Here is a 17,019-nt window from a genome sequence, read left to right as displayed (position 1 = left end):
GTGCTGCCTCACATCCGGAAGACGCCGAAGCCGCCGCGCGCGCCCTCGACCGGGGCGGTGTGCACGGCGGACAGGCACAGGCCGAGGACGGTTCGGGTGTCGCGGGGGTCGATGACGCCGTCGTCGTAGAGCCGCCCGGAGAGGAACATCGGCAGCGACTCGGACTCGATCTGCTGCTCGACGATGGCGCGCAGCCCGGCGTCGGACTCGTCGTCGTAGGGCTGCCCCTTGGCGGCTGCCGAGGCGCGGGCGACGATGGACAGCACGCCGGCCAGCTGCTGCGGGCCCATGACGGCGGATTTGGCGCTCGGCCAGGCGAAGAGGAACCGCGGGTCGTAGGCACGGCCGCACATGCCGTAGTGGCCGGCGCCGTACGAGGCGCCCATCAGGACGCTCAGGTGCGGGACCTTCGAGTTCGACACCGCGTTGATCATCATCGCGCCGTGCTTGATGATGCCGCCCTGTTCGTATTCCTTGCCGACCATGTAGCCGGTGGTGTTGTGCAGGAACAGCAGCGGAATGTCCCGCTGGTTCGCCAACTGGATGAACTGGGCGGCCTTTTGGGACTCCGCGCTGAACAGCACGCCCTGCGCATTGGCGAGGATGCCGACGGGATAGCCGTGCAGGGTGGCCCAGCCGGTCGTCAGGCTCGGCCCGTACAGCGGCTTGAACTCGTCGAAGTCGGAGCCGTCGACGATCCGGGCGATGACCTCGCGCGGGTCGAAGGGCGCCTTGAGGTCGCCGGGGACGATGCCGAGCAGCTCCTCCTCGTCGTACTTCGGCGGCTCGGCCGGGGCCGGATCGGCGTGCGCCTTGCGCCAGTTGAGGCGGGCGACGACGCGGCGGGCCCGGCGCAGCGCGTCCGGCTCGTCGAGCGCGAAGTGGTCGGCGAGCCCTGAGGTGCGGGCGTGCATCTCGGCGCCGCCCAGCGATTCGTCGTCGCTCTCCTCGCCGGTCGCCATCTTGACCAGCGGCGGGCCGCCGAGGAACACCTTGGCGCGTTCCTTGACCATGATGACGTGGTCGGACATGCCGGGGACGTACGCGCCGCCCGCGGTGGAGTTGCCGAAGACGACGGCGACGGTCGGGATGCCGGCCGCGGAGAGCCGGGTGAGGTCCTTGAAGAGCGCCCCGCCCGGGATGAAGATCTCCTTCTGGCTGGGCAGGTCCGCGCCGCCCGACTCGACGAGCGAGACGACCGGCAGCCGGTTGGTGCGGGCGATCTCGTTGGCCCGCAGCGCCTTCTTCAGCGTCCAGGGGTTGCTCGCACCGCCGCGTACGGTCGGGTCGTTGGCGGTGATCAGGCACTCCACGCCCTCGATGACGCCGATGCCGCAGACCAGCGAGGCGCCCACGGCGTAGTCGCTGCCCCAGGCGGCGAGCGGGGAGAGTTCGAGGAAGGGGGTGTCGGGGTCGATGAGCAGTTCGATCCGCTCGCGGGCGGGCAGTTTGCCGCGCTTCCGGTGCCGGGCGAGGTACTTCTCGCCGCCGCCCGCGAGCGCCTGCTCGTGCGCCTGACCGACATCGGCCAGCTTCGCGAGCATTTCCGTACGGCGTTCCGCGTACTCGGCACCCGATGGGTCGAGCGCGGTCCTGAGCAGGGTCACAGCAGAGCCTCCGGTATGTCCATGTGCCGCGAGCGCAGCCACTCCCCCACGGCCTTGGCCTGCGGATCGAAGCGGGCCTGTGCGGCGACGCCGTCCCCCAGCAGCCCTTCGACGACGAAGTTCAGCGCCCGCAGTCCGGGCAGTACGTGCCGGTCGACCGGCAACCCGGCCGTCTCGGGCAGCAGTTCACGGAAGGTCTCGACGGTCAGCGCATGCGCGAGCCACCGCCACGCCTCCTCGGTGCGGGCCCACACGCCGACGTTGGCCGAGCCGCCCTTGTCCCCGCTGCGCGCCCCGGCGACCAGGCCGAGCGGCGCCCGTCTGGTGGGCAGCGCCGCGTCCGGCGGCTCGGGCGGTGCCGGGTCCGCGAGCCGCGCCAACTCCCGTGATTGCGGGGCTGGTTGGATCGTCACGCGCCGCCCGTCGGGCAGCACCGCGGTGTGCGTCACCTCGCCCGCGTCCACCGCCACCGCTTCGAAGACGCCGTACGGGGCGCCCTTGCCCGGTGGCGCGGTGACGTGGAAGCCGGGGTAGCTGCCCAGCGCCAGTTCGACGGCGGCGCCGCTGACCGCCCGGCCCACCGCTTCCGGGTCGGTGTCCCGCACCACGAGCCGCAGCAGCGCGCTCGCCTCTTCCTGCACGTCCGCGTCGTCGCGGTCGGTGCGGGCCAGCGTCCACCGCACCTCGGCGGGCGGCTTCGGCGCCGCGGCGAGTGCCGCCGCCATCTGCTCGCGGACGAGCCGGGCCTTGGCGTCCACGTCGAGTCCGGTCAGCACGAACGTGACCTCGTTGCGCCAGCCGCCGATCCGGGTCAGCCCGGCCTTGAGCGTCGGCGGCGGCGCCTCCCCGCGGACTCCGTCGATCGCGACCCGGTCGGGCCCGTCCTCGTGCAGCCGTACGGTGTCGAGCCTGGCCGTGACGTCCGGGCCCGGGTAGCGCGCGCCGGCCGTTTCGTAGAGCAGTTGGGCGGTGACCGTGCCGGTGGTGACGGCGCCGCCGGTGCCCGGGTGCTTGGTGATCACCGCGCTGCCGTCGGCGGCGATCTCGGCGAGCGGGAAGCCGGGCCGCCGCACGTCGTGGGCGCCGAAGAAGCTGTAGTTGCCGCCGGTCGCCTGGGTGCCGCACTCCAGGACGTGGCCCGCGACGACGGCGCCCGCCAACGCGTCCAGGTCCTGCGGCCCCCAGCCGAAGTGGGCCGCCGCCGCGCCGCTGACCAGCGCGGCGTCGGTGACCCTGCCGGTCACCACCACATCGGCACCGGCCCGCAGACACGCGGCGATCCCGCCGCCGCCCAGATAGGCGTTGGCGGTCAGCACCCCGTCACCCCACCGCGCGCCGTCACCGCCACCGGCCAGCAGATCATCACCCTCGACGTGCGCCACCCGCACCGGCACCCCGACCCGGTCCGCCAACTCCCGTACGGCGTCGGCGAGTCCGGCCGGATGCAGCCCGCCCGCGTTGGTGACGATCCGCACGCCGCGCTCGACGGCGAGCCCGAGCCCGTCCTCCAACTGCCGCAGGAACGTCCTGGCATAGCCGCGGTCCGGGTTCTTCAGACGGTCCCTGCCGAGGATCAGCATGGTCAGCTCGGCGAGGTAGTCGCCGGTCAGGACGTCCAGCGGGCCGCCGGTGAGCATCTCGCGCACCGCGTCGAACCGGTCGCCGTAGAACCCGGAGGCGTTGCCGACCCGCAGCACCGCGCCGCTCATGCGCCGCCGCCCGCGTCCCGGGTCCGCCCGGCCGCCGGCGGCCTGCCCTTGCCCGGCGGCCCGGCGAATGCCTGCGCGATGCCGAGCCACCGCTCGGCTTCGGCGCCTTCGGCCCGTACGTCCGGCACATCGTCACGGTGCGCCCGCTGCGTGACCAGCAGGCAGAACTCCAGCGCGTCGCCGGTCACCCGCTGCCCCGCGCCCTCGGGCCCGTACGTCCACAGCGTGCCGTCGGGCGCCCGCAGCTCGACGCGGAACTCCTCGCCCGGAGGGTCGAGTTGATGCGCGGCGTAGGAGAAATTACGGGCCCGCACGCCGATCCTGGCGACGTGCCGCAGCCGGGCGGTGGGCGTACGGGTCACGCCGAGCGCGTCGGCGACGTCCTGGCCGTGTGCCCAGGTCTCCATCAGCCGCCCGGTGGCCATCGACGCGACGCTCATCGGCGGCCCGAACCACCCGAGTTTCGCGCCGTCCGGCTGCCCGCCGAGCGCCCGCAGCAGCGCCTCGCGCCCCTCCCGCCAGCCGGCCAGCAGCCGCTCGGGCCGCTGCCGCGCACCGGCTTCGGCGCCCTCGTCGACGAAGGTCAGCGGCGACCGGAGTGCCACCCGTACGGCATCGGCGAAGGCGTCGGGGTCGGTGGCGGAGAGCAGTGCCTGCCGGTCGGTCCAGGCCAGGTGCGCGATCTGGTGGGCGACGCGCCAGCCGTCGGCCGGTGTGGGGTCCGCCCACCGCTCGGCCGGGAGGTCGGCGACCAGGGCGTCCAGCTCCTCGCTCTCGTCCCTGAGGTCCGCCAGAACGGCGCCGGGATCGGACACGCGACACTCCCCTCGTCGGCCCGTACGCCGCGTCGGCGGGGCCTGGATGACTGCGGATTCGTGCGGTGGCTGCCCGCCGGGGACGCGGGCGGGTGGTGCCCGGTGCGGCGGCGGTGCCTGCGGTGCGGTTCGAGACTGGCAGCGACCGCAGAAACAATCAAGCACGCCTGCATGATTTTTCGGCCGACTCGGGGGCCTGGTTCGTTCGACTCCGGGACCTGTGCCTGTTCGGCCGACTCCGGGCCCGGAACGCGCCGGAGGGCGGGGACGCCGGCCCTCCCGGACCATCCGTCCCCGCCCTCCCGGCCATCGGCTCAGCCGCGCGAGGCGCTGCGCACCGCCCCCACACTCGCGATCACCACGAGCCCGATGGCGACGATCTCCGCCCAGCCCAGCGCCTGGTCCAGGACCAGGAAGCCGGCGGTGGCGGCGGCGGCCGGCTCCAGGCTCATCATCACGGCGAAGCCGGAGGCGGGCAGCTTGCGCAGGGCGAGCAGTTCCAGCGTGTAGGGCAGCACCGACGACATCAGGGCGACGGCCGCGCCCAGGCCGATGGTGACCGGATTGAGCAGCGCGGACCCGGCGCCCGCGATGCCGAGCGGCAGGCTCAGCACCGCGGCGACGGTCATCGCCAGCGCGAGCCCGTCGGCCTGCGGGAAGCGCTGCCCGGTACGCGCGGACAGCAGGATGTACGCGGCCCACAGCCCGCCGGCCGCCAGCGCGTACCCGGCACCTGCCACGTTCAGCCCGTCGAAGCCCTCGCGCCCCAGCAGCACCACGCCGCCCAGCGCCAGCGACGCCCACACCAGACTCAGCAGCCGCCGCGAGGTGGCCACCGACAGGATCAGCGGCCCCAGGAACTCCAGGGTGACCGCCGCGCCCAGCGGAATCCGGTCGATCGCCTGGTAGAAGAGCGAGTTCATGCCGACGAGGGCGACGCCGAAGGCGAGCACCGTGGCCCAGTCGCCGCGCGAGTGGCCGCGCAGCCGGGGGCGGCAGGCGATCAGCAGCACCAGCGAGGCGACCACCAGACGCAGGGTGACCACACCCAGCGCGCCGGCCCGCGGGAAGAGCAGCACCGCGACCGACGAGCCGAACTGAAGCGAGACGATCCCGCCGATCACCAGCGCCACCGACCCGAACCGGCCACGCCCGCCACCGGCTGCGGCACCCGCCGCCGCCTCGGCCGTCATCACCTCGGGCGAGGCGGGCACCGGCTGCGGCACGCCCTCCTGCGCCGGACCGCGGGCCACCGAAGCGGTGGCACCGGAGGCAGCGGAAACGGATACGGACGCGGGCGGAAAAGCGCCGTCGGATTCGAGGGGTGAGGGATTCACCCCACCCACGCTACGGCCCGCCATCCGGTCCGTGAAATGCAGTTTTTCCTGTTGTTATGCTCCGCACGCATGAGCATCGAGCTGCGTCATCTCCGCTGCTTCCTCGCCATCGCCGACACCCTCAGCATCACCCGCGCCGCCGAACGGCTCCACCTGACCCAGCCCGCCGTCTCCCGCACCCTGCGCAGCCTGGAACAGGAGCTGGGCGCCCGCCTCGTCGACCGCTCCACCCACCACCTGGCGCTCACCGATGACGGCCTGCTCTTCCGCGACCAGGCGGCCATCGCGGTCACCGCCTTCGACCGCGCGGTCGGCCTGGCCAGGCACGCCCCCTGGCCGCTGCGCCTCGGCCACGCCTGGTCGGCGGCGGGCGCGTCCACCCAACTCCTGCTCCGCCGCTGGCACGAGGAGCACCCCGACACCCCACTCGAACTCCTGCGGATCGACGACCGCACGGCGGGCCTGGCACGCGGCGAGGTGGACGCGGCACTGCTGCGCGGCGAGGTCAGCACGCCGGGACTCGTCACCGAGCGGCTGACGACCGAGCCCCGGGTGGCGGGCCTGCCCGCCGACGACCCGCTCGCCCGCCACCCGCACCTCACCCTGGCCGACCTCGCCGACCGCACCCTCGCCCTGAACACCGTCTCCGGCACCACCACCCTCGACCTGTGGCCCGCGGACAGCCGCCCGACCGCCACCCTCACCATCGGCAACACCGACGACTGGCTGGCCGCCATCACCGGCGGCCGAGCGGTAGGCGTCACCACCACCGCCACCGCCCTCATGCACCCCCACCCAGCCATGGCCTACGTCCCCCTACCCGACGCCCCACCGGTCCCCGTCGTACTCGCCTGGCGCGACGGCCCCGGCCACCCCCGAATCCCGGACCTGCTGCGGATGGCGCGGGAGGTGGTTGGGGAGGGGAGGTGAGGGGAGGTGGTGCGGCCGGCTACGGCACGGTCCCGGCGGACTGTGGAGCCCACGGCCCCGGCACCGTGGACGTGCCGACACCGGGCGGCGCGGGCGAAGGGGCGTCCCCGCGTTCGCGGGGCCCACTCGATCCAGGCAGTGATCCGGCCCTGCTCGTCGGGACCATCCCCGCGTCTGCGGGGCCCACAACAGGCCGAAGCCCTGGTCCTGGCGTGGATGGGGACCATCCCCGCGTCCGCGGGGCCCACTCGGCCAGGCGGTGGTTCTTCTCCAGCCGCCACGGACCATCCCCGCGTCCGCGGGGCCCACTCGGTGGTGGTGTCGAGGGCGCGGTGTTTGATGGGACCATCCCCGCGTCCGCGGGGCCCACACTTCCTGACCTGTGACTTTACTCGCGCCCCACGTCATTTTCCTCCAGTTGCGGTGGGGCACCCCGCCCCCACCCCCTCCGCAAGATGGCGCCCTCGACGCCCCGTGAGGTGGTCAAGCTGGGTGCGGCAGGAGAAGCCGTCGGCGAGGAATTCGGCATGCTGGGGGCCACTTCCGGCCGTAGGGCCGCTGACGGGACGTGCCGCGTTGCTGCTGACCGCGTACGAGATCGCTGCGCGGTCAGCACGTAACGGCGGGCCCACCGATTCTGGTGGGCCCACCGTTATCACTGCTGGAGAGCGCCGACCTTGTCCAGAGCGAGGTGCCAGGGGAAGGGGCGCTTCTCCCCGGGTTGGTTGGGCTCAAAGCCTCCAGGCCCGTACAGCACGCTCACCCCGGCGCCCCGCAGTGTCGCGATGGACCGGTCGAGCTGTGGGTGCTGCGCGTAGGCCGCATTGACGCACGGCATCGCCGTCGTAGGAATGCCCTTGCCGATCGCCTCGGCAGCCACGCCGACGACGAAATGGTTGGTGAGGCCAAGAGCCCAGCTGTTGATCGAGTTGAAGGTGACGGGCGCGAACAGGATGCCGTCGGCCGGCGGCCAAACGTCGCCAGATCCAGGGGCCTTGTACTCGGAGCGCACGGGATGACCGGTCAGCTCTTCGAGGGATTCGATGTCATCGGCGAGCCATCGCGCGGCCATGGGGGTCAACCCCACGCACACATCGATCTCCTGCTTCTGGAGGCGGCGCACGACGTCCGGAAGGCCATGGACCGGCGGGGCAGCGGACCCGAACAGATACAGCACCTGCGTCATGCGGCCATCACATCACACGCAACTTCCCCAGATCCGGGTGGAATTGGGGGGGGCAGTGGCACTGCACCCGCCTGCGTCGCGCGGGCATGTTCCGGTTGGCTGCAAGGGACGGAGCCGTTATGCCGTCTCCAGGCGAAAATCACGTGGGCGCTCGCATTCGGCACGAACGGAAACGCGCCCACCTCACACAGCGCGGGCCGGTGGCCCGGATCCCCCACTCGTACAGCTTGGTGAATCAGGTCGAGTGCGGCGACCGGACGGCAAATGACGAATTTCTGGCTGCTGTTGCCGACTACCACCGCCCGCGTTTTACGTGGTCATCCACCGGATCCCGATGCGCGGCACGACGCATAGGGTGCCCACATGATTCGTGCGGTAGCCCTCGATGTCGGTGAGACCCTGATCCGCGATGACCGCGTCTGGGGGGCGTGGGCAGACTGGCTCAATGTCAGCCGCCACACGCTGTCCGCCCTCGTCGGGGCGGTGGTCGCGCAGGGCCGGGACAACGCCGAAGCGGTGCGTCTCGTCCGGCCCGGTATCGACATCGAGGCCGAACGCGCCGCGATGGAGCAGGCCGGTTACGGCGAGGCTCTGGACGAGTCAGACCTCTACCCGGACGTGCGCCCGGCGCTTGCCGCGCTCCAGGGTGCCGGAGTGCGCGTCGTCGTCGCCGGGAACCAGACCGCCCGCGCGGGCGGTCTGCTGCGTGCGCTGAACCTCCCTGTGGACGCGGTGGCCACGTCCGGAGAGTGGAGGGTGGCCAAGCCGGACCCCGAGTTCTTCGCCCGAACCGTCGAGCTGGCCGGTGTTCCCGCCGGCGAGGTGCTGTATGTCGGCGATCACCCGCAGAACGACATCGCGCCCGCGCGTGCGGCCGGCCTCCGCACCGCACACCTCAGGCGCGGGCCGCTCGGGCACCTCTGGGCGGATACCGCGGAGGCGGAGGCCGCGGACTGGCGGCTGGGCGGTCTGGCCGAGCTGGTGGACGTGGTCCGGCTTCAGTGAGCGTCAACTGGGCGGCCCCGCCTGCGCGATGCTTCAGACGAGGCCGTGCCGCACCGTAGTCGTGCGGGTACCGTTCGGAGTGGACGCACCGGCCGGAGACGGGACCTGTATGCCCAATACCGTGTATCGCGGGGTAGGCCCGCACATCGCCTACGCACGCCGTGTCGCCCGCCTGACCCAGGCTGATCTCGCCCGCGCTGCCGGCATCGCCCTAGGAACTCTCCGCAAGATCGAGCGCGGGGAGCGCGGAGTCTCGGACGCCGTCCTCGATGCCATCGCCACGGCCCTCGGCACGGAACCTGCGCGGCTGCTGCCGGACCGGGAGCGGCCGGAGGACCGCCTCCATCAGCAGATGCCGGAGCTGGCGGCGGTGCTGGCCGAGTACGAGGCTCCGGAGGACGGCCCGTTCCGCCCGCTGTCGGCCTTGCAGGAGGCCGTGGCCGCAATCGTCGAACAGCGACTCAGTGCCCAGTACGCCCGCATCGCCCACACCGTTCCGGAGCTGCTCGCCGAGCTGTGCCGGGCCCTGCACGCAGTGACCGTCGCCGAGCAACCGGCGGTGGCGCGGCTGTTGGTGGACGCCTGCCGGGCAGCCGACGCCGTTGCCTACAAGCACGGCGCGCGGGATCTGTCCGGGCGTCTCCTCGACCTCATGCGCTGGGCGGCGGGATACTCACGCGACCCACTCGTGGACGCGGCCGTGGCGTACGTCCGAACCGAGCTGCATTTCGGCGCCCGCACGCATGCCGCGGGACTCCGTGCCCTGGAACGGTCCATCGACCGCGCGCCAGTTGCCGCGTCGCCGGACGCCGTGGCCGCTCGCGGTGCGCTGCACATGCGGGCCGCCGTCCTCGCCGGGCGGGCCGGGGACGGCACCGCCGCGAACGCCCACCTCGACGAGGCTCGTTCCCTCGGCGACCGAGTGAGTGAAGGGGTCTACCAGGGCACGGCGTTCGGCCCTGACAGCGTGCGCGTGCACGAGGTCTCCGTGGCCGTGAGCCTCGGCGACGACCACCTGGACCGGGCCCTCCAACTGGCGCGCGAGTGGAAGCCCCCGCAGTCGCTGCCGGCTGAACGGCGCAGCGGCTTCTACATCGAGCTGGGGCGCGCTCAGCTCTGGGCAGGACACCCGGACGCCGCGTTCGAGGCGCTGAAGGTGGCGCGCCGGATCGCTCCGCAGCACACGCGCGGGCACCGGTGGGTGAAGGAGGACGCCGCGACGCTCCGCCGCTTGAAGCGGGCCGACGCTGAGTCGCTGACCCATTTCGCCGAATGGTGCCACGCGGGAAGCTGACCGGGCGGCACTCCCGATACCCCTCGCAGGGGTACTTGAGGGGTACCAGCACCGCGAGTCTCTTCCTGAGCCCGACGAGGGGCTCAGGAAGGGGAAGCCCATGTCCACGACGAAGGCGCCACCGCCCGTGCACCCCGACGTCAGCATCGTCCGGCTGCACGGCGAGGCATGCTTCTGGTGCGGCGCCGCACACACGACGCTGATCCCCGCCGGATCAGTGTCCGCCCCGGCAGGCGGCAGCCTGCGCATCTGGTACATCGTGGCCTGCCCGGCCCATGCGGATCGTCGGCCACGATGACGCCTCGGGAGAGCCGGAGCACGAGCAGTCTGCCCGTGGACGTCGAGGTCGTCAGCGACACAATCCGGCGAGCGCTCAGCCTCGGCGGCGGCCGGCCCGACCTTGAGGCAATGGCCGAGTTGGAAGAGCGTCTTCGCGGCCACATCAACCTGTTGCTGCCCATCGTGGAGGCCGAGGCAGACAGGCTCTGCGGCGGCGGCCTCGAATGGGCGCGTCGGATGCACGTGATGAGCACCGTTCCCGCCCAGAGCGAGCGGGTCCTCAGCAATGGCCCGCTTTCAGCGCACGTCCACATCGCCCAGCTCGCCCGCGACTGCCAGTGGCTATTGGACCGGCACAGGGGAGGCGTCGAATGACACCCCCTCCCCGCGTCTACGTCTACGACCGGACCGCCGCCCACCACTCCCGACGGCTGCTGGACCAACGTCTGTTGGGCTGCCGGAACACCGCCGAGCGCTACGGGTGGGAGGTCGTCGGCGTCTGGATGGATGTCGGCCTGGACTCAATGACCGAACTTCCCTCCGAGCGACCAGGGTTCATGCGGCTCGTCCGGCAGATGAACGCCGATGGGCACGTGTTCGGGCGGCCGGTGATGTGCCTGGTGCACAACTGGGACCGCCTCACCACGGACAACTCGATCAGGCCGGCCTTCCAGCGGCACGTACTCGGCGCAGGCGGCCACACCACCACCACGTTCGACGAGTCGGACGCACGAGCCCGGGACGCGTTCGCGGGGAGGCGCCGTGCCTGACCGCAACTCTCCGCTCTGTCAGTCCTGCGGCACCGACGAAAGCACCTACCAGTTCCCCGAGCGGGGCGACTTCCCGGCCCGACGCCTGTGCCTGCCCTGCGCCCTGCGGCGCGCGGACCCCCACATCCCCGATGACGTCGTGGCCGGCGCCGTCGCCTGGGTCCACGAAGCGGCAGCCGAAGCCACCGGACGCTGCGACACGTGCGGCACCACCGAAGGCATCGTCGAGACCTACCAGCACTCCTCCTCCGGCCCCGGCTGGGATCTCATGCTCTGCGCGTCCTGCGAGAGCGCCCCGAAACAGCCCCTGCGGGACAGGACCGTCGAGACGCACCCCCGCGCCAACCGTGCCCATGCCTTCCGCGTGGGCAACCGCCCGATCAGCACCGAAGGGACCACACCGTGACCTGTTGCCGATGCCAGAAGGCAATCCGGGCCGCTGAGCGGTACCGCGAAATCGTCCACGACCGGCCGACGGGGGGCGTCCTGGTCCAGTACGCCCACGAGAGGTACTGCAAGCCGACGGCGACGCAGAGGCCACCATTCGGTGAAAGGGGGCCCATGCCAAGGGAGTTGTAGCACCGCTCGGTCGGAGAACTGGAGGAGGCCGACCGGACTCCCGCCCCGCGCTCGAATGCATCTCCCTTCGGGCGCGGCGGCGGCGCACCACCCAGGCGACCGCCGGGCCAGGGTCGCACCCGCTGAACAACAGGAGAGGTACGCATGAGCATCATCGCTCCCGAAGCCGACACCGCCGACACCACACCGAGTACGGCACCGGCCGGCATCCGGTCCATCGAGCTGGAGATCACCGGAACCTGTCAGCTCACCTGCACGCACTGCTGCACCAGTTCGGGCCCCACGGTGGGCCCTGGCGCCATGACCCGCGCGGACTGGTCCCAGGTCATCTCGGACGTGGCCGCTCTGGGCATCCCCGCGGTCCAGCTGATCGGGGGCGAGCCGACCCTCTCGCCCTACCTCCCGCAGTACATCGCCCAGGCGCTCGACGCCGGCCTGAGCGTCGAGGTCTACAGCAACCTCACCCACGTTCGCCGCGCCGTCTGGGAGGCCCTGGAACGCCCCGGCGTCACCCTCGCCACCTCCTACTACTCCGACCAGGCCGACGACCACGAGAAAGTCACCGGCGGCCGTGGCAGCCACGCCCGCACCCGAGCGAACATCATCGAGGCCCTGCACCGCGGCATCCCCCTGCGCGTCGGCATCGTCGAGGTGCACGAGGGCCAGCGCGTCGAGCAGGCCGCGGCCGAACTGCGCGCCCTCGGCGTCGAACAGGTGCAGACCGACCGCGCTCGGGCCGTCGGCCGCGCCGCGGACCCCAACACCGCCGGGCCGACCGTGGACGCGCTGTGTGGGCGCTGCTTCCGTCACCGGGTATCCATCGACCCCGACGGGAACGTATCCGGCTGCATCTTGTCGCGCTTCCTGGACGCCGGGAACGTCCGCACCCGCCGGCTGACCGAGATCCTGCACAGTGACCGGTGGAAGGAGATCACCGCGACCGTGCCCATGCCCCGCGCCGCGTGCACGCCGGACGATTCCAACGACTGCAACCCGGCCCGCACCGAAGCGTGCAACCCCGCTTACGACGACGAGGACGAGTACGCGTCGGCAGCCCGCGCAAACTGCACGCCGATGGACAGCAACGGATGCAACCCGGTAAAACTCCCGGCCTGCACCCCTGCCGTCGAACGCGTCCACCGTCCCGCCGTCCCGCTGGAGGTCATGCCGTGATCTGGCAGCCGCACGCCGAAAGCCTCGCGCGCACCATCCTGCACCGGGGGTCACGATGGCAGCAGCCGGTGGCCGCCACCCCGCGGCACCTGTTCGTCCCGCGATGGTGGCAGCGGCAGGTCGACGGGGACCGGTGGACCCTGCGCGTGCCCCGGACCGACGGTGAATGGATGCGCGCCGCGTACGCCGACACCTCCCTCGTGACCCGCGTCGGCCCCCTGCACGCCGACCGCGCCACACCGGACACCCACCCGACAGGCCGGCCCACCTCCTCGGCCACCCTGCCGAGCCTGGTCGTCGACATGCTGCGGCACGCCTACCTCGCCCCCGATGCGGAACTCCTCTACGTCGGGACCGGCACGGGCTATGGAACGGCCCTTGCCGCCGCGTACTTGGGCCCTGAGCAGGTGACCAGCGTGGACGTCGACCCGTACCTCGTGGAAGTCTCACGAGAACGCCTCGACGCGATCGGGCCCCCGCCCCGCGTCGAAACGGTCGACGCGACCGGCCCGCTCCCCCTCGCCGCCGGGGCTGTCGACCGCATCGTGTCCATGGTCTCCGTCCGTACCATCCCACCGAGCTGGCTCGACGCGCTGTGCCGTGGGGGACGGCTGGTGACCACCATCGCCGGCACCTCCCTGCTCGTCACCGCGGAGAAGGACGAAGACGGCGGCGCCATCGGCCGAGTGGAGTGGGGGCGCGCGGGATTCATGCCGGTCCGCCACGGCGAGGACTACCCACCCGGCCTCGACACCCTGCTCGCCGCGGCCCAGCTCCAGGACGGCGAGGACGTCACGACCGGCCCGTACCCCGTGGTCGACGTCGAGAACGCCTGGGACCTCGACTCGATGCTGAGCGTCACCAAGCCCGGCATCGTCCACCGATACCGCGAGACCGACGAGCAGCGCATCGCAGTCATGGCACACGCCGACGGCTCATGGGCCCGCGCCACCGCCACCGGCACCGACCGGCCCACCGTGCACCAGGGCGGACCGCGACGCCTGTGGGACCTGCTCGACGAGGTGCGCTCCCACTGGCTCACCCACGGCGAACTACCGGTACGCGGCGCCCGCGTGTTCATCAATCCCGAGGGACGCACGGTCCTCGCCCGAGGGAAATGGCACGTCAAACTCACATGACGCTGCCGCGGCGGCCTTCCTGCCGGGGCTGCTACGTCCCGGCATCGGGAACATCCCCGCACTCGCGGGGCCCACACTCCCTAACCCATGACCCTACTCGCGCCCCACGTCATCACCCTCCAGTTGCAGCGCGCCCCCTCCTCCCCCCAACCCCTCCGCCAACACCTCCGCCAGATGTCGCCCCCGCCGCCCCGTGAGGTGGGCGAGTTGGGTGCGGCAGGAGAAGCCGTCGGCGAGGAGTTCGGCGTGGGTGGGGGCCTCGCGGACGGCGGGGAGGAGGCGGTCTTCGGCGCAGGCGACCGAGACGTCGTAATGGCCGCGTTCAAAGCCGAAGTTGCCTGCCAGGCCGCAGCAGCCGCCGGTCAACTCGCCGGTCAGACCGGCGCGTTCGCGTAGTCGTCGCTCGGCCGCTTCGCCTAGTACCGCGTGCTGGTGGCAGTGCGTCTGGCCGACGGCGGGGCGGTCGATGCGTGGTGGCTGCCAGTCGGGGGCCAGTTCCTCCAGGGCCTGGGCGAAGGTGCGGACGGAGCGGGCGACGCGGGCGGCTCTGGGGTCGTCGGCGAGGAGTTCGGGCAGGTCGGTGCGGAGCGCGGCGGCGCAGCTCGGTTCGAGTACGACGAGCGGGCGGCCGTCGGCGAGCAGCGGGTCGAGTACGTCGAGGGTGCGCCGCATGACGGTGCGCGCCTGGTCGAGCTGGCCGGTGGAGACGTAGGTGAGGCCGCAGCAGAGCGGGGAGCGGCGGCGGGGCAGGGGGCGGGGGCGTGCGCCTTCGGCGCGTGGGGGTGTGGTGGGCGGCAGCAGGGGGCGCAGTCCGGCCGCTTCCAGGACGCGGACCGCGGCCCTGCCGACTTCCGGGGAGAGGTGGGTGGTGAAGGTGTCGGCCCAGAGGAGCACCGTAGGGGCGGTGCCCTGCTTCCCTGCGCCCGTGCGCCTGCGCCTACGCCACCAGCGGGTGAAGGGTTCGGTGGCGAGTGCGGGGATGGGGCGTTCGGCGGTGATGCCGGCCAGGCGTTTGGCGGGGGCGGCCAGCGGTGTGCGGGCCAGGGCGTTGAGCACGGGTGCGGCGGGCGCCGCGGCGTGCAGCCACTGCGGCAGCCGGCCCATCGCGTAGTGCGCGGCGGGCCGCAGCCTGCCCTCGTAGTGGTGGTGCAGGAACTCCGCCTTGTAGGTGGCCATGTCCACCCCGACGGGGCAGTCGCTGCGGCAGCCCTTGCAGGACAGGCACAGGTCGAGCGCGTCGCGTACCTCTTCCGAGCGCCAGCCGTCGGTCACCACCTCGCCCGCCAGCATCTCGTGCAGCAGCCGGGCCCGGCCGCGGGTGGAGTGCGTCTCCTCGCCGGTCGCGCGGAAGGAGGGGCACATGACGTCGGCCGCTCCCGAATGCGCGGACGTGGTGCGGCACTTGGCGACGCCGACGCAGCGGCGCACCGCGGCGGAGAAGTCACCGTCGTCGTGCGGGTAGCCGAACTCGACGGGGACCGGGCGGCGGGGCAGCACGTCGAAGCGGAGGTTGTCGTCCAGGCGGGCGGGGCGTACCAGCATGCCGGGGTTGAGGCCAGCCGACGGATCCCAGAGGGTCTTGAACTTGCCGAAGACGCCGACGAGTTCGTCGCCGTACATCTTCGGCAGGAGTTCGGCGCGGGCCTGCCCGTCGCCGTGTTCGCCGGAGAGCGAGCCGCCGTGGGCGACGACCAGTTCTCCCAGGTCGTAGGAGAAGGCGCGGAACTGCCGGATGCCGGTGTGGCTCAGGAGGTCGAAGTCGATCCGGACGTGGATGCAGCCGTCGCCGAAGTGGCCGTAGGGCGTGCCGCGCAGGCCGTGCTGGGCGAGCAGCGCCCGGAAGTCGCGCAGGTACGGGCCGAGCCTGGCGGGCGGCACGGCGCAGTCCTCCCAGCCGGGCCATGCCTCGCTGCCGTCCGGCATCCTGGTCGCGGTGCCGGACGCGTCCTCGCGCACCCGCCACAGGGCCCGCTGTCCGGCCGGTTCGGCGACCACGGTGTGATCGGTCAGGCCGTCGGCCGCCGCCCGGCACAGCGCATCGGCCCGCGCCACCGCTTCGGCGCGGCTCGCGCCGCCCATTTCGACGAACAGCCAGGCGCCGCCCTTGGGCAGCCCCGCCGCGTCGCCCACCAGGTCGGCCGCCATGCCCTCGACGGTCAGCGGTCCGTGCGGCAGCAGTGTGTGCGCGGCTTCGGCCGCCGCGCTCTCGTCGGGGTAGCCGAGCACCGCGAGCGCCCGCGCGGCCGGGGGTTCCACCAGCCGTACGGTGGCCTCGGTCAGCACCCCGAGGGTGCCTTCGCTGCCGGTCAGCGCCCGCGCCAGGTCGGTGCCGCGTTCGGGGAGCAGTGCGTCCAGCGCGTAGCCGGAGATCCGCCGCGGCAGGTCGGGGTAGCCGGTACGCAGCAGCGCCAACTCGCCTGCCACCAGGGCCCGCACGCCATCCCGAAGGCGCGGCGGCAGTCCGGTGGGCGCGCCGCCGGCGTCCGTGCCGCGCCCGGCCCGCGCCTCTTCCCCCGCGTACGTCAGCAGCTTCAGCTCCTCGACGCTGTCGGCGGTGGTGCCCCAGGCGACGGAGTGCGAGCCGCAGGAGTTGTTGCCGATCATGCCGCCGATGGTGCAGCGGCTGTGGGTGGACGGGTCGGGTCCGAAGGTCAGGCCGTGCCGCCCGGCCGCCGCCCGCAGGTCGTCGAGGACCACACCGGGCTGCACGACGGCCGTCCGCGCCTCGGGGTCGAGCGACACGATGCGCCGCAGGTGCCGGGTGAAGTCCAGCACCACGCCGACGCCGGTCGCCTGCCCCGCGATGCTCGTCCCGCCGCCGCGCGGCACCACCGGCACGCCGTGCGCCCGGCACACCCGCAACGCCGCCGCGACGTCTTCGGCGTCCCGCGGCGCGACCACCGCCTCCGGCACCCGCCGGTAGTTCGACGCGTCCATCGTCATCAGCGCCCGGTCGGCCGCGGCGAAGGAGACCTCACCCCGCACCGCCGCCGCCAACTCCTTCTCCAGTTCCCGCCTCTGCGACTCCGTACGATCAGCCATGCCCCCAGCCTGCCCACTGAGCGGCCTTCTTGGCGCCATGGCGTGCCCGGTTTCCGGATCAGGGCCGGGCGTCGGCGTACGGGTGGCGGCGGAAGGGGTCCGATGGGTCGTGGGCGGTCTTGACGGCGGGCGCCACGCGATGGACCCGCCCCTC

The 17,019-nt window shown here is 72.7% G+C and carries 15 protein-coding genes and 1 CRISPR repeat array; of the genes, 9 read left to right on the top strand and 6 right to left on the bottom strand.

The window, feature by feature from the left end:
- Nucleotides 1–8: 8 nt before the first annotated feature.
- The 4 genes from ACIBK8_RS17095 to ACIBK8_RS17080 all read right to left on the bottom strand — a co-directional run bounded on the left by ACIBK8_RS17095 (nt 9) and on the right by ACIBK8_RS17080 (nt 5,324).
- The gene (locus ACIBK8_RS17095; RefSeq protein ID WP_399042642.1) at nt 9–1,607 is read right to left on the bottom strand and encodes an acyl-CoA carboxylase subunit beta; all 1,599 of its coding nucleotides are present in this window, start codon (nt 1,605–1,607) and stop codon (nt 9–11) included.
- Entirely contained in the window at nt 1,604–3,316 is a 1,713-nt protein-coding gene (locus tag ACIBK8_RS17090) for an acyclic terpene utilization AtuA family protein (RefSeq protein WP_399042641.1), read from the bottom strand. The genes ACIBK8_RS17095 and ACIBK8_RS17090 overlap by 4 nt, the downstream gene beginning before the upstream one ends.
- On the bottom strand, nt 3,313–4,131 hold the full coding sequence (locus tag ACIBK8_RS17085; RefSeq protein WP_399042640.1) for a TIGR03084 family metal-binding protein: 819 nt from the start codon (nt 4,129–4,131) through the stop codon (nt 3,313–3,315). Before ACIBK8_RS17085 ends, ACIBK8_RS17090 begins: the two co-directional genes overlap by 4 nt.
- 314 nt (nt 4,132–4,445) lie before the next feature.
- A complete protein-coding gene (locus ACIBK8_RS17080; RefSeq protein WP_399042827.1) occupies nt 4,446–5,324 on the bottom strand; it encodes an EamA family transporter in 879 nt (292 codons plus the stop codon).
- Nucleotides 5,325–5,537: 213 nt separating this feature from the next.
- Here ACIBK8_RS17080 and ACIBK8_RS17075 point away from each other — a divergent pair, with 213 nt between their 5' ends.
- Nucleotides 5,538–6,398 (top strand): LysR family transcriptional regulator, encoded by an 861-nt coding sequence (locus ACIBK8_RS17075; RefSeq protein WP_399042639.1) that lies wholly within the window; start codon nt 5,538–5,540, stop codon nt 6,396–6,398.
- A gap of 98 nt (nt 6,399–6,496) precedes the next feature.
- Nucleotides 6,497–6,768: a CRISPR direct-repeat array (repeat unit 28 nt; unit sequence GGACCATCCCCGCGTCCGCGGGGCCCAC).
- Nucleotides 6,769–7,053: 285 nt separating this feature from the next.
- Here the strand turns inward: ACIBK8_RS17075 and ACIBK8_RS17070 are convergent.
- Nucleotides 7,054–7,584 (bottom strand): flavoprotein, encoded by a 531-nt coding sequence (locus tag ACIBK8_RS17070; protein WP_399042638.1) that lies wholly within the window; start codon nt 7,582–7,584, stop codon nt 7,054–7,056.
- A gap of 363 nt (nt 7,585–7,947) precedes the next feature.
- On the opposite strand from ACIBK8_RS17070, the gene ACIBK8_RS17065 reads away from it, so the two are divergent.
- The 8 genes from ACIBK8_RS17065 to ACIBK8_RS17030 all read left to right on the top strand — a co-directional run bounded on the left by ACIBK8_RS17065 (nt 7,948) and on the right by ACIBK8_RS17030 (nt 13,823).
- A complete protein-coding gene (locus tag ACIBK8_RS17065) occupies nt 7,948–8,589 on the top strand; it encodes an HAD family hydrolase (protein WP_399042637.1) in 642 nt (213 codons plus the stop codon).
- Nucleotides 8,590–8,698: 109 nt separating this feature from the next.
- Complete coding sequence (locus ACIBK8_RS17060; protein WP_399042636.1) at nt 8,699–9,883, top strand: helix-turn-helix domain-containing protein; 1,185 nt, start codon at nt 8,699–8,701, stop codon at nt 9,881–9,883.
- Nucleotides 9,884–9,983: 100 nt separating this feature from the next.
- Nucleotides 9,984–10,181: a hypothetical protein gene (locus ACIBK8_RS17055; RefSeq protein WP_399042635.1), complete on the top strand. Its 198-nt coding sequence runs from the start codon at nt 9,984–9,986 to the stop codon at nt 10,179–10,181.
- Between the two features lie 35 nt (nt 10,182–10,216).
- Nucleotides 10,217–10,537, top strand: coding sequence for a DUF6415 family natural product biosynthesis protein (locus tag ACIBK8_RS17050; protein WP_399042633.1), 321 nt, complete (start codon nt 10,217–10,219; stop codon nt 10,535–10,537).
- A complete protein-coding gene (locus tag ACIBK8_RS17045) occupies nt 10,534–10,932 on the top strand; it encodes a hypothetical protein (RefSeq protein ID WP_399042632.1) in 399 nt (132 codons plus the stop codon). The genes ACIBK8_RS17050 and ACIBK8_RS17045 overlap by 4 nt, the downstream gene beginning before the upstream one ends.
- A complete protein-coding gene (locus ACIBK8_RS17040; RefSeq protein ID WP_399042631.1) occupies nt 10,925–11,338 on the top strand; it encodes a hypothetical protein in 414 nt (137 codons plus the stop codon). Before ACIBK8_RS17045 ends, ACIBK8_RS17040 begins: the two co-directional genes overlap by 8 nt.
- Before the next feature lie 317 nt (nt 11,339–11,655).
- The gene (locus ACIBK8_RS17035; protein ID WP_399042630.1) at nt 11,656–12,684 is read left to right on the top strand and encodes a radical SAM protein; all 1,029 of its coding nucleotides are present in this window, start codon (nt 11,656–11,658) and stop codon (nt 12,682–12,684) included.
- Nucleotides 12,681–13,823, top strand: a complete 1,143-nt coding sequence (locus ACIBK8_RS17030; protein WP_399042629.1) for a methyltransferase domain-containing protein — start codon at nt 12,681–12,683, stop codon at nt 13,821–13,823. The genes ACIBK8_RS17035 and ACIBK8_RS17030 overlap by 4 nt, the downstream gene beginning before the upstream one ends.
- A gap of 93 nt (nt 13,824–13,916) precedes the next feature.
- Here the strand turns inward: ACIBK8_RS17030 and ACIBK8_RS17025 are convergent, their stop codons facing one another.
- Nucleotides 13,917–16,865, bottom strand: coding sequence for an FAD-binding and (Fe-S)-binding domain-containing protein (locus ACIBK8_RS17025; RefSeq protein ID WP_399042628.1), 2,949 nt, complete (start codon nt 16,863–16,865; stop codon nt 13,917–13,919).
- Nucleotides 16,866–17,019 lie beyond the last annotated feature (154 nt).

Source organism: Streptomyces sp. NPDC050161, from assembly GCF_044460025.1.
Taxonomy (GTDB): domain Bacteria; phylum Actinomycetota; class Actinomycetes; order Streptomycetales; family Streptomycetaceae; genus Streptomyces.
Note: the sequence above shows the minus strand (reverse complement) of the source record. Positions and strands in the feature narration are given on the sequence as shown.

Coding starts and splice junctions, on each gene's coding strand:
- ACIBK8_RS17090 (WP_399042641.1), bottom strand. CDS start 3,316: ATGAGCGGCGCGGTGCTGCGGGTCGGCAACGCCTCCGGGTTCTACGGC.
- ACIBK8_RS17080 (WP_399042827.1), bottom strand. CDS start 5,324: ATGACGGCCGAGGCGGCGGCGGGTGCCGCAGCCGGTGGCGGGCGTGGC.
- ACIBK8_RS17075 (WP_399042639.1), top strand. CDS start 5,538: ATGAGCATCGAGCTGCGTCATCTCCGCTGCTTCCTCGCCATCGCCGAC.
- ACIBK8_RS17070 (WP_399042638.1), bottom strand. CDS start 7,584: ATGACGCAGGTGCTGTATCTGTTCGGGTCCGCTGCCCCGCCGGTCCAT.
- ACIBK8_RS17065 (WP_399042637.1), top strand. CDS start 7,948: ATGATTCGTGCGGTAGCCCTCGATGTCGGTGAGACCCTGATCCGCGAT.
- ACIBK8_RS17060 (WP_399042636.1), top strand. CDS start 8,699: ATGCCCAATACCGTGTATCGCGGGGTAGGCCCGCACATCGCCTACGCA.
- ACIBK8_RS17055 (WP_399042635.1), top strand. CDS start 9,984: ATGTCCACGACGAAGGCGCCACCGCCCGTGCACCCCGACGTCAGCATC.
- ACIBK8_RS17045 (WP_399042632.1), top strand. CDS start 10,534: ATGACACCCCCTCCCCGCGTCTACGTCTACGACCGGACCGCCGCCCAC.
- ACIBK8_RS17035 (WP_399042630.1), top strand. CDS start 11,656: ATGAGCATCATCGCTCCCGAAGCCGACACCGCCGACACCACACCGAGT.
- ACIBK8_RS17025 (WP_399042628.1), bottom strand. CDS start 16,865: ATGGCTGATCGTACGGAGTCGCAGAGGCGGGAACTGGAGAAGGAGTTG.